Source organism: Parabacteroides sp. AD58 (assembly GCF_023744375.2).
Lineage (GTDB): Bacteria > Bacteroidota > Bacteroidia > Bacteroidales > Tannerellaceae > Parabacteroides > Parabacteroides absconsus.
On sequence record NZ_CP146284.1, the window covers coordinates 1572263 to 1597595 of the forward strand.

Sequence of the window (25333 nt, forward strand, 5' to 3'; positions counted from 1 at the left end):
TGGAGAGTAATTATGATTAAAAAATACAAACCTCGCTGTAGTAAGGAACTAAGGGAGTTAGTGAAAGATGATAGCATTTACCTCGGTGACATCGACACTTCTCTGATAACTGATATGAGTTGGCTGTTTTGCGATTCAATACGCACAAACTTCGACGGGCTTGAAACGTGGGACACGTCGAACGTCACTACGATGGAACGCTTGTTTCACAGGGTAAAGCATTTTAACCATCCCATTGGAAACTGGAATGTTTCATCCGTGACGAACATGGAGTGCATATTTTGTGGCTGCAGTGATTTTAATCAGCCGTTAGAGGATTGGGACGTTTCGTCCGTAACGAATATGGAGTCGATGTTCGGTACCTGCGGTAAATTTAATCAGCCGCTAAACGATTGGGACATCTCAAATGTCCGTAACATTTCATGTATGTTCTGCGAAGCCGAGAGTTTTAACCAGCCGCTCGACAAATGGGATACGTCGGAAGTTCGTGAAATGGCATGGACATTCGCCGGTTGCACCAAGTTCAATCAGAATATCAGTTTGTGGAATACGTCGAACGTCTTTAGAATGGAAGGAATGTTTGAAGGGGCGGTACGTTTCAACCAGCCTCTGAACGATTGGGACGTCTCGAACGTGCGGTATATGTTACGCATGTTCGACGGTGCGAAAAGCTTCAATCAGCCGCTCGACCGCTGGGACGTAAGCCGCATCGAAGATGCCGAACGTATGTTTAAAAACGCACGAAGTTTCAACCAGCCGCTAGATATGTGGCTGATACCGCGGTTCTGTGACGTAAACAACATGTTCCTTTACACTCCGCTCTTCACCGACGTCAAGACGTTGACACTCTGTTTCCACCTTACAACCAGAAAGAATTGCCGCGCAAGGCTGAAAGAAAAGCTGGATAAACTCAACCCTGCGGAAGTATGCACTGAACTTTCACATTACGGCAGCGAGCACACAGCAGAATATAAGCGTGAGCTTGAAACTGCCCATCCGGAGCTGCAAGGCTTCGTCAGCGCAAGCACGGATGCGGAGAAGCACAAGCCCCGCTCAAAACGCGAGCTTATAGAACTCTTGGACATGGGCGCAAAAATACCGCTTGCCAATATTGACACTTCTCTGATAACAGACATGGAAGGCCTCTTTCGAAAGTCTAAACGCAATAACTTTACCGGTATCGAGACATGGGATACGTCAAATGTCGTAACGATGAAGCATATGTTTGCCGGCGCAATCTACTTCAACCACGACATAAGTGGATGGGATGTCTCCAACGTGCGGGATATGTCCCACATGTTCGAAGGGGCGCACAGATTTAACAAGCCGCTTGAAGCTTGGGACGTTTCATCTGTTACGGATATGAGTTTCATGTTCAACGAAGCCGAACGCTTTAACCAGCCTTTACGGAAATGGAACGTGATCAGCGTAACAGACATGAGTAATATGTTCTCCTGCGCAGAGCACTTCAACCAGCCGCTCGATGGCTGGGACGTTTCAAAAGTTCGAAGCATGAAGTGCATGTTCTACCGTGCCTTCTCCTTCAATCAGAATCTTAACTCGTGGGATGTCTCCAGTGTTACCGACATGTGCCACATGTTCGATATGGCAAAGAGCTTCAACCAATCTGTCGGTGCGTGGAACGTATCTGCCGTCACAAATATGAGAGAGATGTTTGTAAGGGCATCGGCATTTAACCAGCCTCTGAACAGTTGGAATGTCTCGAATGTACAAAACATGCGTGAGATGTTCTGCGAAGCAACGAGTTTTAACCAGCCGTTGAACGATTGGGATGTCTCAAATGTGCAGGATATGCGCGAGATGTTTAGCGAAGCATCAAACTTCAACCAACCATTAAACGATTGGAATGTCTCGAACGTACAGAATATGTACTGTATGTTCAACGAGGCGAAAAGTTTTAATCAGCCGCTCGACAAATGGGACATCTCAAATGTCAAAGATATGGCCTATATGTTCTGCGAAGCGACCTCGTTCCGTCAGTCGATAACGGCATGGCGACTGTGTGGTCAATCTACAAAAGGAATGTTCCTCAGACTGCCTGACTACCGCGACATGGAGTCGCGCGTCATGTGTCTCACTCCTCTGAACGAAGAAGCGATGAAATACGATTTGGAGGATATGATAAAAATATTCGGAGAGAAGGCAGTTAAAGATGCACTGCAGCTTTACGGTGCGAAATATGGTCTTAAGGAATATTAGGAACAATCTACCTCAAAACAGAAAGAGTAAAAGAGTTATCTTTTTTGCTCTTTCTGAAAGTGTTTGATATATTTTAATCACTCATTATGTACGATCATGTAATTTTTCCTTTCCCCATTGCGTTCTATTTCCAGGGTAAGACTATCAGCTTGTTGAATATATCTTTCTAATTTACCGCTTGATACAGACATTTCATCTATAGAAACCGCCCCATTGTCGACTGCGATGACCTTATCGCCTAACATTAATCCTGCTGTTTCTGCCAATCCGTTTATTTCCAATGCGGTAACACAAACAGCATTGTTGCGGAGATTAAGGCGTAAACCGAGTACAGAAAGTTGGGCCTGATCAGTCGGAACTATATCTGTTCGCTGCTTAATATATAAGTCTTCCCCAACCAGTATGAAGTTCAATTTCCCGGCAAAGATATTTCCTGCAACATTTTTATTAATTGAAGGTATATAATCTAATGTACAATCCGGAATAGCGATCCCGTTGCAATACATAGTAATACCTTGGAACTCTTCAACCGTATCTATTAATCCTTCTCTACGAAAGAAGGCATATCGCCTTGGTGTCTGCTGTTTACGCAATTTCTCATAAACAGTCTTATCGATTAGCAGATCATAATTCGAACCCAAATCAAACATCAGCTGCAAACTATCGGTCTGTTCACCATAAAGCGATAAATCATTTATTCCATTCTTTACAAGCGTGAAGCCTTCTGTTTCCCGTTTCAGTAACTCCTCATTTGTAAGAGAGAACAAAGTCATTTCATTTTTATCTAAATCGAACTTCCAACCCATATTTTCGATTATAGTACGTCCTAATACCGTACGGTATAATGCATTATACATACCGTTATCTTTCGGAACGGAAGTAAAAACTACATCTTTCAGCATACAATCGCCAATACCTATTTCATTTACCCTATACAGTTTCGAGAAATAGGCCTGCTTGTAAAAGTTAAAAGTCGGTATGGGTTTTCGTTTCCAATATTCCGCCTCATATCGGTCAAGTACTTCTTGCTTGGCAAGTGAAGTAGATGCTTGCGTATCTATCAGCAATGTATCCGCACATTGATTGTTGATTGTGGTAATTATCCCGAAATATCCATTCGGATCACGAACCAGCTGCGAAGTTTGATAAAAATCGGGATCAACATTTTCTACTGTTCTTTTCTGATCTGCATTAAACCGGTAAATCCAAACAACAGCATACATGAAGTAAGCAAAAACAATGACCACAAGAACAAGCAATACTTTAAACAAAGTACAAACAATCTTTTTGAGTTTCATATAATGGCGATTTATTGATAATTCGTAACAGGAGCACAAAGGTATAAAAGGCATTTAATTTCTATGCGCCTAATATATCTATTTCATGTTGCAAGTTATCTAAAAAACGGGCAGCATGAGCTCCATCCATTTGTGCATGATGAAACTGAAAAGAAACTAAAAGGTTACATTCAATGTCCTGAAAAAGGTAACCATCGGCATTGGCGCATTCATCCACATTTCAAAGGCATAGGCCCGCGAGGTATCTTTGGGATCCACTTCTTTCATACGCTTAGTTTATATAAAGATATAAATCGGTTTTACCGCCCAACTAATTTAATGACGGCAAATAAAACTCCCGAGAATCAAAAACGGAAATAACGGGAATCGTTTTTGAAACTCGTTGGAATCATTTACAGAGGTTGGATATCTGAAAAGCTCTGACAAGAAGATTTATTTCCGATCCGGGTACGTCCGATTCGGATTTTTAGGGAACCAACCTTTCAAAACCCGTTCTTCCTGCTCAAAGACTTCCTTAATAGACCAAAATGAAGAAAAGGCAATTACCCCACAAACAGTAGAGCCCAATATATTTTCAATAAACAAAGAAGCTGCGGCAGCCAAAATTCCTCCGATTAAGAACAACCACCAGCTTTTTGTTCCCCAATAATATTCTGCCTTTACCACAAGTGGATGAAATAAGCCTATGACCAAAAAAGTAACTACACCTATCAATAATCCATTCCAGTTCATCACATGAATCAATTCTATTTGGTTATAAAACGAATAAAGGCTGCACAGCTTTTTGAGCCGAACAGCCTTCTATATTTTTTCTCAGACAGTTGCTTACTTCTGTTCCGCTGCTGGAGCCGGAGTTTCCTGTGCCGGAGTTTCTGCTTGTTGTGCTGTACCAAAATCAGGAGAAACAGCATTCGGATCGATCGTTACAGCATCATTTACCTGCTGCTTAATTTCAGACTGATTTCCATTTTGCTCAGCGCGAGGAATAAACGCTGTAATAATGATACTCAATACAATCACTGCACCAGCCAGTGTCCACGTAGCTTTTTCCAAAAAATCAGTTGTCTTACGAACGCCCATGATCTGGTTAGAAGAAGAAAATCCTGAAGCCAAACCACCGCCTTTAGAATTCTGAATCAAGACAATCAAAATCAATAAGATTGAAGCGATCAGAATCAAGATCGAAATAAATACGTACATTTTTTAATTTATTTTTTAGTGTTAATAATCAATTTCTCAAGAAATCTAATTTGGTCTGCAAAGTAAATATTTTTTTCTGGATATTTCAAGCTTAAGTTTTTAATAATTTGCAAAGCTTTATCATATCTTTTCTGTTTCACGTAAATTCGAGCCAAAGTCTCCGTAAAATAGGAATCGTCCAACTGTTTAAGTGAAACATCCTCCTCTTCGTCCTCTTCCTGAACCGAATCCTCAACTTGCTCGTTATCCTTCCACATCGGTTTGTGAGCCATATCATTCTCAAGAAATGAATCAATCAAATCCTGATGTTTTAATTTAACCTCTTTTTGCTCGGATTCCGGTTGGGAAACAGGATCAGACTGCGCCACTTCTTTCCACTGAAAGTAATCTGCCGAGACCGACGGCTCAAGCAACAACGCCTGGCTTTCTTTCTTTTCAGACTCAGAAGATTCAGTTCCAGCCAGGAAAGCATCGATCAACGCAAAAGAATCAGCAGCCGAATCAGGGACAGCATTATTCCCTCCCGAAAGATCAGGAGAATTTTTCAACAAACGATATAAAACTTTCCGATTGGTAATACCTGTAGCCAAACGCTCCAACTCGGTTCTAAAATCCGGACTATCAATTTTCCACAAATTCAGTAAATAAAGCATTTGTAATGCTTGGAAATAAGGATAAGATGACAATGCCTGTTTTATGCCAGGTAATGTTTCCGACGTCAGTAAATCCGGATTCTGTATATATTGATGTAGTTCAACCGCATTCATGCCTCGCTCTTCTACCAATTGGCTACCGTAGAATTATAGATCTGATCGGCCAGTTCTTCAATAATTTCCGAACACAACTGATCTTGTACATCCTGCAGCATGACATTACTATCAAATTCCCGATATGCAGAAAACGACTGTTCAAAATCTTCGTCAGCGTTGGTCCGATTGGTATATCTGACTTTCACCGTGATCGTCAATTTCGTCTGAGAAGAATAAGCATCTTCTTTTACAGCCATTGGCGTCAAATCATAACCGGTTATTTCTCCTTCCAGCTCCAGATCGCCGTTATCTCGCACCAACGACAAGCGGGTCTGACGGACATAAATATCTTTTACCCCTTCCGTGAACTGTTGTGCCAACGGAGGATAAACCAAAGGAGCCTGATTAGGAAAATCTTTGATGCAAATAGTTTTCACCTTCGTATAGTCAATCGAAGCCCCATTAAATTTATAAGATATGGTACATCCTGTCAGAATAACCGACAAGACAAGAAACAGATAAACGAATCCAGTTTTCTTCATAGATTACTCCAAATTATATTCTTTAATTTTTCTGTACAGTGTCCGCTCAGAGATTTTCAGATCAGCAGCCGCATTTTTCCGCTTTCCATTATGGCGCTCCAAAGCCCGGCGGATCATATCTTTCTCAACATCTTCCAATGACATCGATTCCTCTTCTACCGTCTCGGCTTCCTGCACCGGTGGCTGAATTGTCGTCACCGGATGAATAGTCGATGCAAATGATTCATCCTTATCAACAGAGACCGGTACTGTACCGCCTATAATATCATGAACCAGTTTCTTCAGATCATTAACATCCTTACGCATATCAAAGAGAATCTGGTACAAGATTTCCCTTTCATTATTAAATGAGCGCTGTTCATTCTCTTGTTTCACCAAAACCGGATATTTGGCTACATTGACATTCGGTAAATATTGCCGAAGAATATCAGCGGTTATTTCTCTTTTTTCTTCTATCACAGAGATTCGTTCTGTAACATTCTTCAGTTCACGGATATTACCCGGCCAGCGGTAAGAAGTCAATAACTGACGTGCATCATCGTCCAAACGGACAGCTGGCATTCTGTATTTTTCCGCACAATCTGAAGCAAACTTACGGAACAATAATATAATATCTTCAGACCTGTCTCTTAATGGAGGGATTTGAATAGGGACTGTGTTTAAGCGGTAATACAAGTCTTCACGGAATTTTCCATCGCTCACAGCCTGTACCAAATTAACATTGGTAGCAGCCACAATACGAACATTCGTCTTCTGTACCTTCGATGAACCTACTTTTATAAACTCTCCTGTTTCCAGTACACGTAATAAGCGGGCTTGAGTAGGCATAGGCAATTCGCCGGCCTCATCCAAGAAAATAGTTCCTCCGTCGGCTACTTCAAAATAACCTTTACGATCTGCCAAAGCACCCGTAAAAGATCCTTTTTCATGACCGAATAATTCAGAATCAATAGTACCTTCCGGAATGGCGCCGCAATTGACAGCGATATACGGACCATGCTTACGGGCACTGTTCTGATGTATAATTTGCGGGAAAACTTCTTTACCTACACCACTCTCTCCGGTAATCAATACAGACAAATCTGTTGGAGCTACCTGCAAAGCCACATCAATAGCCCGATTCAGACCGACACTATTCCCAATAATGCCAAAACGCTGTTTTATTTGCTGAAGATCTATTTTCATTTTCCAATGATACTGATTAATGTATCAAAAGTATAAATAATCTGTCAAATTCCCGTATTTTTGACTTTTAAAATATGCCAAATAGTTATTCAGGACCGACTATTCTTACAAGCATAGGTCAAATCATAGAGATATTTGCCCAATTCTTCCTCTGTCGCAAATGAACGTATCTTTTCAGCTGGGACAGGATCTCCTATATAAACATCAACAGTTTTCCCTTTCTTATTAAAGACTTCGGGAACTATCCGGATCGTCCGTAGCCGCCAGTTCAGCCAACCTAAGAAATAAAAATATTTAGAGTTGAGAAAGTCAAAATAAACCGGATAAACAGGAACATTTGCCTTCTGGATCAAACGAATCACACTCCGGGTCCACGGAAGATCGCGCACTGCATGGTATTTACTATTATAAAAGGACATTGCTCCGGCAGGGAAAAAACCCATCGGATGTCCTTCTTTGATATGCTGCAAGCAAAGCCGGACACCGTTCATACTACTCAAATTTCCTTTACCATTACGCTTGGTATCTGGATGAACCGTAATGAAATTATCATTCATGGCACCTATTTTCGACAAGATACCATTTACCATTACCTTAAAATCCGGACGTCGAGCAGCCATTATATCAATCAGCATAATCCCGTCCAAAGAACCAATCGGATGATTCGAGACCGTTATAAAAGAACCTTCTGGCAAATGATCCAATAACTCGGCTCCATGAAGCCTGTACTTCAAATCTATCAAAGGATCTCTCAATAGGGCCGAGGTAAAAGCTGCGCCTTTCAAATGACAGCTATTCTTATGCGCTTGATTAACTTTATCTATTTCCAGCCATTTGATAAGCAATTTTCCAACCCACGAGCCAAAGCCCGTATTAAAAAAAGGCGACATAGCCTTTAAATCATTACTATCAATAACGGTCTCTTTCATGATTTATGAATTATCTGTTCAAGAAAGATCTGCACATTTTCTCATGGCGTCGCATGCTGATGCCCAATACAATGTTCAAGACTATAATCTCATACAAATAGTAAGCCCATACATAACCAGACAACACGATGATAAACATAACAATCGTTCGTCCGTTAAACGTCAACAAATCTATCATTTTCATCAACTGCTTGCTCTGACGACGGAAATCAAGCCGGACATCCTGTGGGAAATCATCACCGTATTTAGCATGCAGATTTTTCAACATCTGTTGTAAAGTTGGCGTTGCCTTCACTTGTATCAAAGTATACCAACGATACAGAAAATAGAAAAATTTAGTAATGCCATACTTCATTTCCTTATGTTGGGCAACGACTTGCTCGAGAGATTGAAATTCGGCCCCTTTATCCTTACTGATAAAATAAAGATGCAAGGTCTTATAATAGTCAGTAATATTTGCCTGCAACAAATGCGACATACCTGACAATACGGCTAAGATAAAAAACGCGTAAGAACCTGTTTCATTAGCCAAACGCAAAGCTAATCCGATATATATACTGGCAAACCAAATATCTCCGGCAAAACCATCCAATATTCTACCAATCTTTGATTTGATACCTGTCAGACGAGCCAACTGGCCGTCTACACAATCCAATATATTAGCAAAAATCAAGCATAAAATACCATAAATATTGTATTTCAAATCGCTATGATAAAATAAAAAACCGGTTGCCGCACCTACAAAGATGGATATAACCGTAATCATATTGGGTGTAACTCCCGTATTACGTAAGGCTTTTGCAATCTGAAAACCGATAGGACGATAAAATATACGATCTACCAAATTCTCTGTTTCTATAGACTTCAAGGAAGCCTCATATTCTTTGTTCAATTCTCCCATGATTCTTTATTTATAAGAATAACCGCCATCCACGACGACTACTTCGCCATTAAAATAACCATTCTCAATCAACATTTTATATACTTCAGCGATTTCTTCCGGATCGCAGAATCGTCCTAAAGCGACCTTCCGTTCTATGTTCTGACGAATTTCTTTCGGTTTGTTTTTCTGCCATTCCGTATCAACAAACCCCGGAGCAACGCCATTAACCCGCACTTCATAAGGAACCAGAAACTTAACCAAGTTCTTTACCAGACTATGAACTGCACTTTTAGTTACTCCATAAGCCAATGAAACTGAATGTGGCTCAATACCCATAAGTGAACCGGTAAACACAACGCTTCCACCTTTCTTGATCCGAGATACTATCCGCTGCAATAAAAATACCGGGAAATGTACATTTGTGCAAAACACACGTTCCCAATCCTTATATTGCATCTGTTCAAATGAATCTCGACAGGTTGTCCCTGCATTCATAACGACTGCGTCCAGGAATATATCGTTGTCTGCCAGATACGTGGCAATAGTATCAATCGCATGAATATCTGAGTTATCGGCCTGAACAACGGAAACCGAAACACCGTATTCTGCTTGAAGTTCTTTTTGAGTATTAATCGCTGTTTCCTGATCAGCGGCATACGTTAATATTAACTGATAACCAGACTTAGCCAAACAAGCTGCAACAGCTTTTCCAATACCTTTTGTTCCACCGGTTATAAATACACATTTACTCATAACCGTTTATTTTTCAGAAAAGCCCTTTACTGACTGCGGTTTCGCCTGGCGCTGAGAACGCAAATTTGCTTCATACGAATCGTGTATCGTCTTCTTTAAATTTGACGACGATACACCTGTTCCATACGGGAAATAAAAAACTTGTACGCCTAAGTCTTTCAGGTAATCATACTTACCATACCAGTCATCACCTACAACAAAAGCATCAATATTTAATTTCTTGACAATTTCTGTATGGTCTAATGTGTGTTGAGGAATAACGATATCCGGTGTTTTCAAGGCCTCAATAATCTGTAACCGCTCATGAAACGGAATGATTGGTTTGGGTTTATATGATTCAACCAATTCGTCTGTACTTACTCCTACGATCAGAATATCCGCCAAACTCCGCGCATAATTGATCATTCGGAGATGATTATAATGAAACATATCAAATGTTCCAGATGTATATACAATTGTTTTATCCTTAAACATGGTTATAAACTTGTTTTTAAGCCGCAAACTTACATAATCTTTCGCTATCTAAAAAAAAATATTCCGAAAAAGAGCTTGCTGTCAAGTAATAGAACATTCAATCAAAGAAATTGAACAATAAAAAGAAACAACAATTTGAACATATAAGAAAGACACAACAAAACAGTCCTATTTACTTATTTTTCACATCTGACTGATTTATTGTGTCTTTTTATTATATAACAAAATATGCTACTCTACTAATTTACAATTCAGCATCTTCATCTTTTGTCAAATCCAGTTTAACATTATCACTGCCTTTATCAAAATACTGTTTCCGTAATGGATGAGCCGTAGCTTCCTGGTATGACTTCCGACTGCGATAGACATCCAAGGCTGTATAAACGGCCTGACGGAACGATGATTCGGAAGCTATATTCTGACCGGCAATATTATAAGCCGTACCATGCGCCGGAGAAGTCCGAACAAAAGGCAGACCGGCTGTATAATTAACGCCTTCTTCCATGGCTAAAGCCTTAAACGGAGCTAATCCCTGATCATGATACATGGCTAAGACACCATCAAACTCTTCATACATCTTGGAACCAAAGAATCCATCTGCCGGGAACGGACCAAACGACATAACACCTAAGCGTTCGGCTTCTTCCATAGCCGGTTTGATAATTTCTTTTTCTTCATTTCCAATTACCCCATTATCCCCTGCATGCGGATTTAAAGCCAGCACAGCTATTCTCGGTTTGATAATCGTAAAATCTTGCTTCAAAGACTGATTAAATACCTGCAGTTTCGTCACTATATTATCAACCGTAATCTGTGATGGTATCTCTGATACTGGAATATGCCCTGTAACTAAAGCTACTCGCAACGTATCGGTCATTAATATCATCAAGGCTTTCTGCCCATCCCCTAATGTCTGCTCCAGATATTCCGTATGACCGGGAAAATGGAACTGGGCATTCTGAATGTTATACTTATTGATCGGTGCCGTAACCAGTACATCAATGGCTCCACTCTTCAAATCAGCTACAGCCGCTTCCAAAGCTTTATAAGCTGCTCTTCCTGCGGTTGGAGTAGATTGCGTTAATTCCACCTTAATATCATCTTCTACACAATTAATGATATTAACGCGGTTCAATCCGGCTTCTTCCGCACGTGAAACCACATTTATATTGACAGGAGGCAAATCCAACGCTTTCCGATGATAAGCAGCTACTTTGGATGCCCCATAAATAATAGGTACACACAACTCTGTCATCCGCTGATCGGAAAACGTCTTCAGAATCACTTCATATCCGATTCCATTTATATCGCCGTGGGTAATACCCACTCTTATCATTCTATCTTCCATGTTACAAAAAACTTCTATTGAATAAAATCAGTCTGACAAAGTTACAAAAATTGGCGAATTTCATACACAAACAACCAAAAATCATCTTGCATTATAAAATGTTCCAAATTCGATTTAATCTAATTTAACGGAGCAATACAAAAGAAACTTCGAAGAAATGCAGTACGTTTGCATATTTATTCGGAAAAATGTTCCGTCAAAGTACAAGGAAATGACAAAAATACCCGTATTTCATCAAGTAATAGCCAGTGGTTTCGGATCTGGTTATTGCCCGATAGCGCCCGGTACTGCCGGGGCGTGTCTTGCTACGTTAATCTGGTGGGGATATGCGACGATTCTAACTAACGCTTATTCCACTTTTTTATGCACACTGATTATAGTCTTTATTTTTACTATCTTAGGTATATGGTCGTCAGGTATTGCTGAAAAATACTGGGGAAAAGATCCTTCCCGGGTAGTTATCGACGAAATGGTTGGGACATGGATTGCATTACTGGCTGTTCCCAATGGTCAAGCATGGGGATATATGTTAGCAGCATTTATCTTGTTCCGGTTCTTTGATATACTAAAACCCCTGGGAATAAGAAAAATGGAAAAGCTTCCCGGAGGCTATGGTATCATGGCCGATGATATTTTATCAGGAATTTACGGCCTGATTGTTTTATACGCCTTCAGACTTATTAGTGCATAACTTATATACACACTCAAAAAATCAGAACATTACATTTTCTTTTACGTACTACATAAAAATTAGATGCAAAGACATGGAAATAAAAAAAAGAGCCAAGAAGTTGCGAGATCAATTGCAACAACTTATTTACAAAATCATTAGCCCTGTAGTTCACGGAATGATTAAAATGGGCATTACCCCCAATATTGTTACAACGATCGGCTTCTTGGGAAACCTGGCAGGTGCTTGTATTTTAATTTATGCCGGCATGCATAAAGAAGGAAATCTTTACAGTCTGATCGGATGGGCCGGAGGTATTATTCTGATATCCTCTCTCTTCGACATGATGGACGGGCAAGTGGCCCGTATCGGTGGCATGGCTTCGACATTCGGTGCTATGTATGATTCCGTCCTCGACCGGTACAGCGAACTGGTAACCTTAGGAGCAATCTGCTTCTGTTTATCTGAAAACGGTTATCCAGTCGGAGCAGTTATCACATTTGCCGCCTTAATCGGATCGTTAATGGTCAGCTATGTCAGAGCCAGAGCGGAAGGCTTAGGACTGGAATGTAAGATCGGATTCATGCAGCGTCCGGAACGTGTTGTCTTAACCTGCCTGGGATTACTGATCTGCGGGATTACAGCAACACAAGCAAAGGATCTGTCGTTCGATCCGATGTATATATTGATTGCACCGCTGGGATTTATTGCCATATTTGCCAATCTGACAGCTTTTGCCCGCATAGAATATAGCCGTAAACAACTTCTGAAAAAATAAGTGCGATGAATATTCTTGCCGATAGACCATCGGCTAAAGAAATGAAGATCCTGTTCATTTCTTTAGTCGTATGGATTATTGTAACTACTCTTTTTGTAGGGATACGTCCTGAACATGGAGTTATGGCCCTACTCATAGCCGTTTTATTCTTTTCCAGTCAGGGAACCCGTAAACTGGTAGTAGCCTTGCTGCCTTTTGCCTTATTCGGAATTTCCTACGACTGGATGCGAATTGTTCCAAATTACGAAGTAAATCCTATTGATGTGAAAGGCTTATACGATACCGAAAAGAGTCTTTTCGGCATCATGACTTCAGAAGGATTGCTTACTCCCAACGAATTCTTCCAGATACATCATTGTGCCTTACTCGATTTTATGGCAGGAATCTTTTATCTCTGTTGGGTTCCGGTTCCTATTCTGTTCGGATTAGGACTTTATTTCACGCACCAGCGCACAACGTATCTGCATTTTGCGTTGGTATTCCTGTTTGTCAATCTGATTGGATTTATAGGATATTATATTCATCCGGCAGCTCCGCCCTGGTATGTGATGAACTATGGTTTCGAACCGATATTAAACACACCCGGCGATGTGGCCGGATTAGGACGATTTGATGAAATGACAGGATTATCTGTTTTCCAAAGTCTGTACGGGCGAAATGCGAATGTATTTGCTGCAGTTCCTTCGTTACATTCAGCGTATATGGTAGTGACCTTGTTCTATTCTTTCCGGGCAAGATGCAAAACATGGCTCCGGATTGTTTTCGCCTTCATCATGGCCGGAATCTGGTTTACGGCTGTTTATACCGGACATCACTACATCATCGATGTAACATTGGGAATCGCCTGCGCATTAATCGGTATCCTGATCTTCGAACGGATACTGATGCGGATACCGGCCTTTTCCGGTTTTATTCACAAGTATGCAAAATACATCCAATAAAGGTTTGACATTTACCTTTCGGATTTCTCCTTAAAAATAAACGAGAATCGAAAACATTTCTCATCAATTTCGTTTTCGATTCTCGTTTATTTTATTTCCACACTACAGGAAGGAAATCTTCCGCACATCTATTACCTATACTGATAAAGACCGGGAATTTCTATTCCTCAAAGCAAGTGTGACGGTTGTTCTTATTTTGTCTTTTCTTCCGGAACATCATATTCTCCCGGCAAACGCAACGTATAAAGGGCCGCCTCGATACGACGGATAAAGTTACGCTTATCCGTTTCGGGAGCATAAACAAAACCTTCGGCCACTACTACACGCTGGTTCTTTTCATCCAACCGTACATGCGCAACAAACGGGCCGCCCATCATATCGCCCACCATCTTCCAAAGTCCACGCATGACACCGCAATATTTATCATGAACTGTAATGGCTGAATAATCAACATCAAAATACTTTGTTTCTGTAGCCATGTACGATCCCGGGAAAGCACCCGGCAAATTGGCTTTCATTACTGAATCGCGCTTGGCAACCAAATATTCAGGCGTAAAAGTATTCGGATCAGTATATGGGAATGTATATACTACGACATCCATACGACCCGTACTTGCATTATTGGTAGTCCAAAAGAAATCGGTCGTATCTTTATAATAAACCATTTCTTCCGGCACATTCAAAGAGAGCTGATGATTCTTCTTCAAGACATCCATGACTACCGAACTGTAGGTTTCTTCCATCTGTTCGGTTGCCCGTTTCATTTCTTCCTTGACAAACAGATCCGTTATCTGATTCGGATGTTGTTCCAGATATTCTATCAATACTTCAGGAGAAGGAGCCTTCAATGTTAACACCAGCTGTCCGAAAGCCCAACGGTTTTCTTCGGAAGCTAAGGTCGTTTTGGTATAGATATTCGGATTAATATCAACCAACAATATATTCCTTACATACGTAAGAAGACCATTAAAGTCTGACGGTTGCGAATAAGAGACCTTCATACTCGGCTCTGCCTGAGGTAATCCTGGTACAGGCGACGTTAACTGTCCCTTAACAGCATCTCCGGCAGTACCTTCCCAATAATTCTTATCCATTACAACAACTACTTCATAAGCGAAACCGGTAGCTCGAGTAACAACGGGTCCGGAATTACACGCCGTCAGCATCAAAGCCATTAAAAGAAACAAGCTACATACAATCTTTTTCATCTTTACTTTTATGATTAGTTATCTTATTTATTTTCCTTTTCTTTCTTCGCTGTCGACAGCATACCGCATGCCGCGAAAATATCTTCACCACGCGAAGCCCGAATCGTACATGTAACACCCCGATCATTCAAGATATCCCGAAAAGCTTCCATCTTACTCAAATCGGAAGTTTGTAAAGGCACATTGGGAATAGCATGAAAACGGATCAGATTCACCCGGCAGGGTATATCTTTCAGTAGACCGGCCAAAGCCTTTGCATGCTGTACGCTATCATTAAGTCCCTTGAATACGATATATTCAAACGACACCCGGCGTTGGTGCGTAAAGTCATATTGACGAATCAAATCGAGCACACCGTGCATCGGAAATGCCTTTTCAACCGACATTAACGACAACCGTTCGGCAGGATAAGGAGAATGCAGGCTGACAGCCAGATGACAATCACTCTCATCCAGAAAACGCTTCAAGCCTTTCGCTCCAATTGTTGAAACGGTAATCCGCTTCGGACTCCAGGCATATCCGTATGGAGCCGTCAGAATCTCAAGGACTTTAAACAGCTCATCCGTATTATCGAGCGGTTCTCCCATTCCCATGAAGACCAGATTGGTCAATTCATCATTTTCGGGCAATGCCTGTATCTGATTTAAAATCTCATTGGCCGAAAGATTCTTCGTAAAACCCTGCTTTCCGGTCATGCAGAAAAGGCAGTTCATCTTACAGCCCACTTGAGAAGAGACACAAAGCGTAGCCCGGTCACTTGTAGGAATATATACAGATTCCACAAAATTGCCCGGTCCGGCAGGATATAGATATTTAATCGTACCATCTACCGACTTCTGAAAGTCTACTGGAGGAACTTTCCCGATCTCATACGAATCTGACAGCCAGTTTCTTTTAGCGAGAGAAATATTTGTCATCTCGTCAATACTGGAAACTCTCTTTTTGTACAGCCAATCGGCCATCTGTTTTGCAGCAAATCCGGGGAGTCCGGCCTCAGCTGCCACAGCTTTCAACTCGTTCAGAGTCATTCCAAGCAAACGCTTCTTTTCACTCATTTTCTTATTGTTTTTGATCAGAATCCATCCCGATCAGATACTTTTACTAATCGGCTCTAAAAGTACAAAAAAAAGTAGAACTGAAAAACAGAAACAGTCATTTCGATTCTGAACAAAAAAAGGACAGGCTCTCTGAGAAAACTCCAAAAGCCTGTCCTTTATATTTCCAATTATGTAATAGGACCGAATTATTTCTTGTTACGGTTACCGTAGCGGCTCATGAACTTATCAACACGTCCGGCAGTATCAACCAACTTAGACTTACCTGTATAGAACGGGTGAGAAGTGTTAGAGATTTCAACCTTTACCAACGGATAAGTAACGCCATCGATTTCGATTGTTTCTTTCGCATTGATAGTAGAACGAGTGATAAACATATCATCGTTTGACATGTCCTTGAATACTACAGGACGATAACTTTCTGGATGAATACCTTTTTTCATTGTTTTATTTGTTCTTTTAATTATACTTCTTTTAATCTGGTAACCGGTATTTTGGCTTGCAAAAGTATGAAGAAGCCTCGAATAAAAAAAGTATTTCCCCTATTTTTTTCATTGACATTGTTTTTTTGCGATATTTTACATCCATAATAGTTTTGTTCGGTAAGAATATTATATCTTTGTCTCAGATTTTTAATCATTAACGTAATACATATTACAACTATGGTAAGTTACAAAGATTTAGGCTTGGTAAACACAAGAGAAATGTTTGCTAAAGCCATCAAGGGTGGTTATGCTATCCCTGCATTCAATTTTAACAACATGGAACAGTTGCAGGCTATTATCAAAGCAGCTGTCGAAACTAAATCTCCGGTTATTCTGCAGGTTTCTAAAGGTGCTCGTAACTATGCAAACCAGACTTTGCTGCGTTACATGGCTGAAGGTGCAGTTCAATATGCAAAAGAATTAGGTTGTCCTAATCCTCAGATCGTACTTCACTTGGATCACGGTGATTCATTTGAATTGTGCAAGAGCTGCGTTGACATGGGCTTCTCTTCAGTTATGATCGATGGTTCTCATCTGCCTTATGATGAAAATGTAGCTTTAACTAAGAAAGTTGTTGATTACGCTCATCAGTATGATGTAACTGTTGAAGGTGAACTTGGCGTATTGGCAGGTGTAGAAGATGAAGTAGTTGCTGAACATCACACGTATACTAAACCGGAAGAAGTTGTTGACTTCGTTACAAAGACTGGTTGCGATTCATTGGCTATCTCAATCGGTACTTCTCACGGTGCATACAAATTCAAACCGGAACAGTGCCACGTTGATCCGGCTACTGGTCGTTTGGTTCCTCCTCCATTGGCATTCGATGTATTGGATGGTGTAATGAAAGAATTACCTGGATTCCCAATCGTATTGCACGGATCTTCTTCAGTTCCTCAGGAAGAAGTTGATACAATCAACAAATATGGTGGTAAGCTGGAAGCTGCTATCGGTATTCCTGAAGATGAATTGCGTAAGGCTGCTAAGTCTGCTGTTTGCAAGATCAACATCGACTCAGACTCTCGTCTGGCTATGACTGCTGCTATCCGTAAGGTATTTGCTGAACATCCTGAAGAATTCGATCCTCGTAAATATCTGGGTCCGGCTCGTGACAACATGGAAAAACTGTACAAACACAAAATCATCAACGTTTTGGGTTCTAACGATAAATTATAATATCCAGTTTATCCTTTATGAAAAGCGCACCGAAGAAGTGCGCTTTTTTTGTCTTACTTTATAAATTGATCAACTATGAAACAGATTATTGTATTTTTAAGCATCCTTCTGGTGTCTAATTTAACCGTTTATTCACACGCTCAGTCATTGAAAGATATCCTATCTTCATCAACAGTAAAAGACGCCGTCACTTCATTAACCGGAGGGAAAAATGTAACTGCAGCAAACCTGGCAGGTACTTGGAATTATGTTAATCCGGCTGTTTTACTGGAAGGTGATAATGCGCTCAAGAATGTTGCCGCCAGTGCCGCTTCGGGCGAAATAGAAAAGAAACTACAATCTTATTGCGATAAAATTGGTATTAAATCAGGAACATTTAGTTATACATTTAATACCGATAACAGCTTTACCTGCGTTTTTAAAGGAAAAACTTTAAACGGCACATATACTTTACAAGAAGCCGAAAAAACAATCGAACTCAAATATGGCAATTTCGGTAATTTAAAATTCAACACGCTATCAGCACAAGTTGTAGTGACAGATGATCAATTATCGTTACTGTTCAATGCCGACAAACTGCTTGATTTCCTTGGCAAACTATCTTCTATTTCGGATAATGCAACTTTAAAGGCCGTCAATTCTTTAGCTGAACAATATGACGGCATGAAAGTAGGATTCGAACTGAAGAAATAAATAATCAATCGCTATCCATAACATAAAAATATGCCGGAACAGCCATACAGTTATTCCGGCATATTTTTTTATTCGGGGTAGCAAGACTTATTTCTTCAAAGTAAATTTCAGCACCAATGGTTCGTTGGGTAAATTATTCGGCAACGAAACTTTCACCGTATTTCCATCTACCTGATAAGAAGCACGCTTGCCATTAGCCAAAACAGTCATTTTTCCTTTCGGTACATTGGTATTCCATGTCAACTCTTTCGGTAACTTCTCTCCGTCAGGCAATGCATAAATGGCATATAAGGTCTTTCCGTCTTTATCGGCCGTAAACCAAATATTACCTTCCTGATAATACGGAGTAATGGTTGTATTGTAAATGGCTTTACCATTAGCGCGCAACCACTCTCCTACTTGATGCAGTCGATCAATAGCCGGTTGTTCAATCAAACCTTGTGGAGTCGGACCAACGCCCAACAACAAGCTACCGCCTTTGGCAGTAATCTCTGCCAGCATATTAATTACTTTCGTAGCCGACTTATAAGGTGCATTCGGAACCCATCCCCAGTCATTGCTCAACGTAATACAGCTTTCCCACGGATATGCTAGTTGTTTTTCCGGAATTCCCCGTTCGGGTGTCTGGTAATTCTCATGTTTTCCGCGCATAGCACGATCGACAACGATCAGACCGGGCTGGGCTTCACGCGCCATATCGACGATTTTATCCATGTGAATATCCTGATCATCAGAACCAACCCAACCACCATCGAGCCACAAGATATCGAAGTTTCCGTATCCTTTCATCAGTTCCCCAATCTGATTGTATGTAAATTGACAGAACTTCTCCCAACGTTCCGGATGATTCGCTATCTTGTAATTCACATTCCGATTCGGAGTTGCATAATACGGCCACCAATAATACGGACAATGCCAGTCTGGTTTAGAGAAATAAGCACCAATCATGAAATCTTTCTTCCGGAAAGCATCGAAAACATACCGCGCCACATCTTTCTTTGGGTTATCTTTAAATGCACCATGGGCAATAGAAAAATCGGTTTCCTTCGTATCGTACATACAGAATCCGTCATGATGTTTGGTGGTAAAGACAACGTAACGCATTCCGGCATCTTCCATCACATCCGCCCACTGATCCGGATTAAAGTCGACCGGATTGAAAGAATCCTTCAGTCCCCAGTACCATTTCTTATAGTCTTCATACGCCCAAGTCGTATCCCGCGGAATCCAATCCACATCTTCCGAACAAATAGACCATGACTCCACGATACCGGGAACCGAATACAAGCCCCAATGGAATAAAACCCCAAACTTCTGATCTTTCCAAACATCCAGTTTCTTCAAGACTAGTGAGTCTGTAGGCCATACGTAACCGCTTTCATCTGATTGTTCATGTACAAATCCCTGTACTTTCTGTTCTTCCTGCGCATTCACCGCGCATGATAAGCCAACTAAGGCCAGCCCCAACATCCATTTTGAGGCTTTTCGCTGTTGAAATAGTTTCATGTGTTATTTAGATTTGTTAGCGATAATGGAATATCTACGCAAATCTACAATAAAAATCCCAACAACGACATCATCCGACAGAAAAAATAAACAGCTTACTTCTTTTCAAAGCAGGCATCGAAAGCATGAGCCGATGGCTGGAAGTCGATTTGCTTGACAAATTCACAGGATTCGCGGGCTCCGTGTTCACGGTTCATGGCACTATCTTCCCATTCAACCGAAAGCGGACCTTGATAACCGATGGCATTCAGCGCCCGGATAATCTCTTCGAAGTTGATGCAACCTCTACCCAAACTGCGGAAGTTCCAATAACGGCGCGGATCACCAAACGTCACATGCCCACCAAATACTCCCACCTGCTTCGGCGTATCACTCCAATAAACATCCTTCATATGGACATGGAAGATACGATCTGAGAAATGATAGATAAAATCAACATAATCTACGCCCTGATAACCCAAGTGACTCGGATCGTAATTGAATCCAAAGGCCGGATGATTGCCCAAGGCTTCCAATGCTCGCTGAGCAGAAATAGTATCAAAGGCGATCTCTGTCGGATGGACTTCCAAGGCATATCGGATTCCTAATTTCTGATACTCATCCAGAATCGGCAAAAAGCGACGGGCAAACTCCTGGTAACCGTCTTCAATCATCTGTTCAGTAACGGGCGGGAACGAATATAAATAAGCCCAAATCGGACTACCGGTAAAACCTACAACCGTATTAACTCCCAACATTTTGGCGGCCTGTGCGGTCCGAATCAATTCCTCTGCTGCCCGCTGATGAATGCCTTCCGGATCACCGTCGCCCCAAATATAATCGGGCAAGATAGCCTGATGCCGGCTGTCTATTTTATCGCATACGGCCTGACCGATCAAATGTGTTGAAATTGCGTATAACTTTAAATCATATTTTGCCAACAAATCCAGGATTCCCTGATAATACGCCGGATCAGTCTGACGGACATCCACATGATTGGGCAAACCCAACTCTACTCCGTCATAACCAAACTCCTTTGCCTTCTGACAAACGGTTTCAAGGGGAAGATCTCCCCACTGCAATGTATATAATGTAACTGGACGTGCCATAGTTGTTCCTCCTTTTTAATGATGAATCTGTATTACTCAACCAATTTCAGCCATTTAGCATCTGTATTATTGGTCGATACGATGGTTTCGATAAAACGCATGCCGCGAACGCCTTCTTCGGCTGACGGGAAATCCAAGGCTTCCGGAGCTGGTTCCTTCCCTTCCAGCTTGGCCCGCAAAGCGGTTGCAAAATTCCGGTACAGATTAGCGAAAGCTTCCAGATAGCCTTCGGGATGACCGGCTGGCACACGACTGTTATAAGCTGAGATACCAGATACATAACCATTGTTTGTCCGGACAATTTCCGCCGGACGATCCGGCCACCGGAGAATCAAGGTATTGGGTTCTTCCTGGCGCCATTCCAAACCGCCCTTCTCACCAAAGACACGGATCTTCAAACTATTCTCGCAACCGACAGCAATCTGACTGGCCATCAAGACGCCCCTGGCGCCCCCTTCATAACGGATTAAGGCTGCTCCGTCATCATCCAGCAGACGATCGGGTACGAAAGTCTGTAATTCTCCACAAATCTCTGTTGCCTTCAGCCCGGTAATATATTCAGCCAGATTAAAGGCATGCGTACCAATGTCGCCCATACAGCCGGCTTTTCCCGAACGGTTCGGATCGACACGCCAGGCAGCCTGCTTATTGGTGGCCGCACAATCATTATATAACCAGCCCTGCGGATATTCAACATAAATCCGACGCACCTTACCCAAGTCGCCATTCAATACACGGTGACGGGCTTCCTTCACCATCGGATATCCGGTATAAGTATGAGTCAGAAGAAAGAGTTTACCGGTTTCCTTCACCTTAGCAGCAAGCTGTTTGGCTTCTTCCAGCGAGAAAGTCATCGGCTTGTCGAGAGCTACATGAAAACCTTTATCCAAAGCCATCATGGCTGGTGCAAAATGTACATGATTAGGGGTTACTATGGAGACGAAATCCATCCGTTCTCCTTCAGGCAATAATGCTTCTTTTTCCAACATTTCCTCCCAAGAAGCATATACCCGTTCAGGAGGCAGGAACAACGATTCTCCCGTCGCACGTGATTTTTCTGGTTTAGAACTAAAGCAACCGCAGACCAATTCGATCTGACCATCCAGATTAGCTGCGATCCGATGTACGGCTCCGATGAAGGAACCCGGGCCACCGCCAATCATTCCCATTCTGATTTTTCTATTCATGGTAGTATTACGATTATTGATTAAATCTTCCCGTTAAAGATACAATATATTTCTGTGAAGCCTGCTCCTTTAGCAAAAATTAAGGATGAATATCAGATTACCCCTGTACAAGAACAAATTAAACTAGAGTCAACCCCTTTTATTTATAAAGAGATTTTAAGTCAACCAAATTCGTTAAATGACAATTTTTTTTATCGTTTCACCCTTGTGGAACGATCATTTCACAGCTGTGGTACGATCGTTCCACAAAGGTGAAACGATCGTACCACCCAGGTGAAACGGTATAAATGTAACAAGAAAAAGGCTTAACTTTATCATATATGGGAAAAACAAAAAAACGACCTGCATCTGATTGATACAAGTCGTTTCTTCTAAAAGATACTTTGAAAATTATATTTCAAGGGAAGATCCCGATGAAAAGATTCTTATTTTAAACTGTTCAGTAATTGTTCAAGTGTATATTCATCTGGAATTAATACCTGGCGCGCCTTACTTCCTTCTGACGGACCAACAATTCCGGCAGCTTCCAGTTGGTCCATCAACCGTCCGGCCCGGTTATATCCGATGGCAAACTTCCGCTGGATCAGAGAAGTTGAACCTTGCTGCTGAATCACAATCAGCCGGGCAGCTTCGTTAAAGAACGGATCTCGCTCAGAAAGATCTACAACACCACCCAAGGTCTTGTCGGCATCATTCTCGGCCACATATTCCGGCAACAGATAGGCTGTCGGATAGGCAACTTGCTCACTGATATAGTTAACGATATTCTCGACTTCGGGTGTATCTACAAAAGCACACTGGACGCGAATCGTATCACTACCGGCTACAGAGATCAACATATCACCCCGACCGATCAGACGGTTAGCACCCGGAGCGTCTAATATGGTACGAGAGTCGATCATAGATGCTACCTTAAAGGCGATACGGCTTGGGAAGTTACCTTTGATTGTTCCTGTAATCACTTTCGTATCCGGTCGCTGCGTTGCCAGAATCATGTGAATACCTACGGCACGAGCCTTAGCCGCGATGCGCGAAATAGGCAACTCGATCTCACGGCCCGAAGTGGCAATCAAATCGGCGAACTCATCCACGACAGCAACAATATACGGCAAGAAGCGGTGACCTTTCTCTGGATTCAACTGACGGCTGATAAACTTCGTATTGTATTCCTTGATGTTTCTGACATTGGCCAGTACCAACAGTTTATAACGGTTCTCCATTTCGACTACCAGCGAATTCAGTGTTGCGACAGCATCTGCCGGTTCCGTAACGATCGGATGGTCCGTATTCGGCAGTTTCGCCAAGTAATGCCGTTCGATCTTCGAATAAATGCTGAACTCAACCATCTTCGGATCGACCATCACAAACTTCAGTTCTGCCGGATGCTTCTTATATAACAGAGAAGTGATGATGGCATTCAGACCAACAGACTTACCTTGTCCGGTCGCTCCTGCCACCAGTAAGTGCGGAGTCTTGCAGAGATCGAACATATACACCTCGTTGGTAATGGTCTTTCCCATAGCCACCGGTAATTCATATTTACATTCCTGGAACTTCTTCGAGGCGATAACTGACTGCATCGACACCGTCTGCGGATTCTTGTTCGGCACTTCAATACCGATTGTTCCCTTACCCGGAATCGGAGCAATAATACGGATGTTCAACGCTGCCAGTTTCAACGCGATATCATCTTCCAGTGTTTTGATCTTGGCGATACGGATTCCGGCTTCCGGAATAATCTCATACAAAGTGACCGTTGGTCCGACAGTAGCCTTGATGGAAGCGATCTTGATGTTGAATTCCTCCAAAGCCTGCTTGATCTGCAGCTGGTTTTCATTCAGGTCGTCCATACTTACTTCATGTACACCCGTATCATGCGGATCAAGCAAATCCAAGGTTGGGAACACGTACTTCGACAAATCCAGACGAGGATCATAATCACCCAAAGCTTTTCCCGAATAATCCGCATCATCATCCGGAGCGACTTCTACCGAAAATTCAGGATCATCCGAATGCAACACCTGCACAGGAGTTTCCTTTTCCTGCTCGGGTTCAGCTTCCTCCACCGGAGATGTTTCTTCTTCCGGTTCTACCCATTCAGGAGAAGCCTGCTGTTCTGCCTTTTCAATCTCCTTTTCTGTATCGAACACATATTCAGGAGAAGGTTCTTCGGCTACTGGCTGAGAATCAGGAACCACTTCTTCCTGAGGCTTTTCCTCTTGAACAACTTCAGGAGTTACCTTCTTTTTCCTCCGCCATTGAATCCTACCTAACCAGCTGAACGAAAGAACCCGCTGTAAAAACGGAATGGTTTTAGAGCTTGAAAAGACGGCTATAATCAGGAAAATCCCTAACAGCAACAAGAAAGTGCCGGGAATCCCGATATTATTCTTTAATATTTCAGTCACATAATACCCCTGTTGACCGCCTAAATAAATAAAGGTATCTTCATATCCGCTAATAAAGAAGAAAGCAAAAAACCATGAGCCCCAGATCAGAGTAGTCAGGCAGAAGATGAATCGCTTAAATAAAGAAATCCGTCTGATGTTCATCAGCTTGGCTCCTACCGAACCTAAAAAGAACAAAATCATAAACGACGAAATTCCAAACCAACGGTTCATCAGTAAATCAGCCAGGAAAGCACCTCTGACGCCCGTCCAGTTCTCGACCGATCCCTGATTAGTAAGCAGATCCGTTACCGGGACATTTTCAATCTTACTCTGGTCGGCCGCTCCCGTAAAGAAGAAAGACACCAGTGCCAATCCAATATAAATCGTAACAATCGAACAGACCAGTCCCGTAATAAATCGAGTCCGTTCGTTCGTAAAAAAGCTTCTGAATAATGCCCAGAAACCAGGCTTCCCATTATCCCCCTTTTTATTTATAGTTTTCTTTGCCATATCTGATTTTTCGATTTTCGTTTTGCAAACTTACGTAAAATATCCTTATTAATTAATGTATCGGC

General features: G+C 41.8%; 24 protein-coding genes and 1 pseudogene. 6 read left to right on the forward strand and 19 right to left on the reverse strand.

The window, feature by feature from the left end:
- The first annotated feature begins 12 nt into the window (after window positions 1–12).
- Window positions 13–2220, forward strand: a complete 2208-nt coding sequence (locus NEE14_RS06985; RefSeq protein ID WP_262922373.1) for a BspA family leucine-rich repeat surface protein — start codon at window positions 13–15, stop codon at window positions 2218–2220.
- 77 nt (window positions 2221–2297) lie between these two features.
- Here NEE14_RS06985 and NEE14_RS06990 read toward each other — a convergent pair whose 3' ends face one another.
- The 12 genes and pseudogenes from NEE14_RS06990 to pdxA all read right to left on the reverse strand — a co-directional run bounded on the left by NEE14_RS06990 (window position 2298) and on the right by pdxA (window position 11581).
- A complete protein-coding gene (locus NEE14_RS06990; protein ID WP_251967948.1) occupies window positions 2298–3518 on the reverse strand; it encodes a hypothetical protein in 1221 nt (406 codons plus the stop codon).
- Window positions 3519–3680: 162 nt separating this feature from the next.
- A pseudogene (locus tag NEE14_RS06995) lies at window positions 3681–3785 on the reverse strand (chloramphenicol acetyltransferase); the annotation flags it as partial.
- A gap of 165 nt (window positions 3786–3950) precedes the next feature.
- Window positions 3951–4250, reverse strand: a complete 300-nt coding sequence (locus NEE14_RS07000; RefSeq protein WP_262922374.1) for a DUF4491 family protein — start codon at window positions 4248–4250, stop codon at window positions 3951–3953.
- A 93-nt stretch (window positions 4251–4343) separates the two neighbouring features.
- On the reverse strand, window positions 4344–4718 hold the full coding sequence (gene secG / locus NEE14_RS07005) for a preprotein translocase subunit SecG (RefSeq protein WP_251967949.1): 375 nt from the start codon (window positions 4716–4718) through the stop codon (window positions 4344–4346).
- 8 nt (window positions 4719–4726) lie between these two features.
- Window positions 4727–5485, reverse strand: a complete 759-nt coding sequence (locus NEE14_RS07010) for a hypothetical protein (protein WP_251967950.1) — start codon at window positions 5483–5485, stop codon at window positions 4727–4729.
- An 11-nt stretch (window positions 5486–5496) separates the two neighbouring features.
- On the reverse strand, window positions 5497–6009 hold the full coding sequence (locus tag NEE14_RS07015; RefSeq protein ID WP_251967951.1) for an LptE family protein: 513 nt from the start codon (window positions 6007–6009) through the stop codon (window positions 5497–5499).
- Between the two features lie 3 nt (window positions 6010–6012).
- A complete protein-coding gene (locus tag NEE14_RS07020) occupies window positions 6013–7194 on the reverse strand; it encodes a sigma-54 interaction domain-containing protein (RefSeq protein WP_251967952.1) in 1182 nt (393 codons plus the stop codon).
- 89 nt (window positions 7195–7283) lie between these two features.
- Window positions 7284–8123 carry a lysophospholipid acyltransferase family protein gene (locus NEE14_RS07025; protein WP_251967953.1) on the reverse strand — a complete coding sequence of 280 codons (840 nt, stop codon included), beginning with the start codon at window positions 8121–8123 and terminating at the stop codon, window positions 7284–7286.
- A gap of 10 nt (window positions 8124–8133) precedes the next feature.
- Complete coding sequence (locus NEE14_RS07030) at window positions 8134–9024, reverse strand: CDP-alcohol phosphatidyltransferase family protein (protein WP_251967954.1); 891 nt, start codon at window positions 9022–9024, stop codon at window positions 8134–8136.
- A gap of 6 nt (window positions 9025–9030) precedes the next feature.
- A complete protein-coding gene (locus NEE14_RS07035; protein ID WP_251967955.1) occupies window positions 9031–9759 on the reverse strand; it encodes an SDR family NAD(P)-dependent oxidoreductase in 729 nt (242 codons plus the stop codon).
- Between the two features lie 6 nt (window positions 9760–9765).
- Window positions 9766–10233 carry an adenylyltransferase/cytidyltransferase family protein gene (locus tag NEE14_RS07040; RefSeq protein ID WP_022455595.1) on the reverse strand — a complete coding sequence of 156 codons (468 nt, stop codon included), beginning with the start codon at window positions 10231–10233 and terminating at the stop codon, window positions 9766–9768.
- A 244-nt stretch (window positions 10234–10477) separates the two neighbouring features.
- A complete protein-coding gene (gene pdxA, locus NEE14_RS07045) occupies window positions 10478–11581 on the reverse strand; it encodes a 4-hydroxythreonine-4-phosphate dehydrogenase PdxA (RefSeq protein ID WP_251967956.1) in 1104 nt (367 codons plus the stop codon).
- A 211-nt stretch (window positions 11582–11792) separates the two neighbouring features.
- Here pdxA and NEE14_RS07050 point away from each other — a divergent pair, with 211 nt between their 5' ends.
- From NEE14_RS07050 to NEE14_RS07060, 3 genes are all read left to right on the forward strand, one after another.
- Entirely contained in the window at window positions 11793–12272 is a 480-nt protein-coding gene (locus NEE14_RS07050) for a phosphatidylglycerophosphatase A family protein (protein ID WP_251967957.1), read from the forward strand.
- Window positions 12273–12345: 73 nt separating this feature from the next.
- On the forward strand, window positions 12346–13029 hold the full coding sequence (locus NEE14_RS07055) for a CDP-alcohol phosphatidyltransferase family protein (RefSeq protein WP_251967958.1): 684 nt from the start codon (window positions 12346–12348) through the stop codon (window positions 13027–13029).
- A 5-nt stretch (window positions 13030–13034) separates the two neighbouring features.
- A complete protein-coding gene (locus NEE14_RS07060) occupies window positions 13035–13970 on the forward strand; it encodes a phosphatase PAP2 family protein (protein WP_251967959.1) in 936 nt (311 codons plus the stop codon).
- A 191-nt stretch (window positions 13971–14161) separates the two neighbouring features.
- On the opposite strand, the gene NEE14_RS07065 is transcribed toward NEE14_RS07060, so the two are convergent.
- The 3 genes from NEE14_RS07065 to NEE14_RS07075 form a co-directional block, all read right to left on the reverse strand.
- Window positions 14162–15178, reverse strand: coding sequence for a DUF4837 family protein (locus tag NEE14_RS07065; protein ID WP_251967960.1), 1017 nt, complete (start codon window positions 15176–15178; stop codon window positions 14162–14164).
- A 23-nt stretch (window positions 15179–15201) separates the two neighbouring features.
- A complete protein-coding gene (gene rlmN / locus NEE14_RS07070) occupies window positions 15202–16233 on the reverse strand; it encodes a 23S rRNA (adenine(2503)-C(2))-methyltransferase RlmN (RefSeq protein ID WP_251967961.1) in 1032 nt (343 codons plus the stop codon).
- A 188-nt stretch (window positions 16234–16421) separates the two neighbouring features.
- Window positions 16422–16676 carry a type B 50S ribosomal protein L31 gene (locus tag NEE14_RS07075; protein ID WP_251967962.1) on the reverse strand — a complete coding sequence of 85 codons (255 nt, stop codon included), beginning with the start codon at window positions 16674–16676 and terminating at the stop codon, window positions 16422–16424.
- A gap of 219 nt (window positions 16677–16895) precedes the next feature.
- On the opposite strand from NEE14_RS07075, the gene NEE14_RS07080 reads away from it, so the two are divergent.
- Entirely contained in the window at window positions 16896–17894 is a 999-nt protein-coding gene (locus NEE14_RS07080; protein ID WP_251967963.1) for a class II fructose-bisphosphate aldolase, read from the forward strand.
- Window positions 17895–17969: 75 nt separating this feature from the next.
- The gene (locus tag NEE14_RS07085) at window positions 17970–18587 is read left to right on the forward strand and encodes a DUF4923 family protein (RefSeq protein WP_251967964.1); all 618 of its coding nucleotides are present in this window, start codon (window positions 17970–17972) and stop codon (window positions 18585–18587) included.
- Between the two features lie 87 nt (window positions 18588–18674).
- Here NEE14_RS07085 and NEE14_RS07090 read toward each other — a convergent pair whose 3' ends face one another.
- The 4 genes from NEE14_RS07090 to NEE14_RS07105 form a co-directional block, all read right to left on the reverse strand.
- On the reverse strand, window positions 18675–20093 hold the full coding sequence (locus NEE14_RS07090; protein WP_422394685.1) for an alpha-L-fucosidase: 1419 nt from the start codon (window positions 20091–20093) through the stop codon (window positions 18675–18677).
- A gap of 95 nt (window positions 20094–20188) precedes the next feature.
- The gene (locus NEE14_RS07095) at window positions 20189–21181 is read right to left on the reverse strand and encodes a sugar phosphate isomerase/epimerase family protein (protein WP_251967965.1); all 993 of its coding nucleotides are present in this window, start codon (window positions 21179–21181) and stop codon (window positions 20189–20191) included.
- A gap of 32 nt (window positions 21182–21213) precedes the next feature.
- Window positions 21214–22368 carry a Gfo/Idh/MocA family protein gene (locus tag NEE14_RS07100; RefSeq protein ID WP_251967966.1) on the reverse strand — a complete coding sequence of 385 codons (1155 nt, stop codon included), beginning with the start codon at window positions 22366–22368 and terminating at the stop codon, window positions 21214–21216.
- Window positions 22369–22793: 425 nt separating this feature from the next.
- Window positions 22794–25268 (reverse strand): FtsK/SpoIIIE family DNA translocase, encoded by a 2475-nt coding sequence (locus NEE14_RS07105; RefSeq protein WP_251967967.1) that lies wholly within the window; start codon window positions 25266–25268, stop codon window positions 22794–22796.
- Between the last annotated feature and the right edge of the window lie 65 nt (window positions 25269–25333).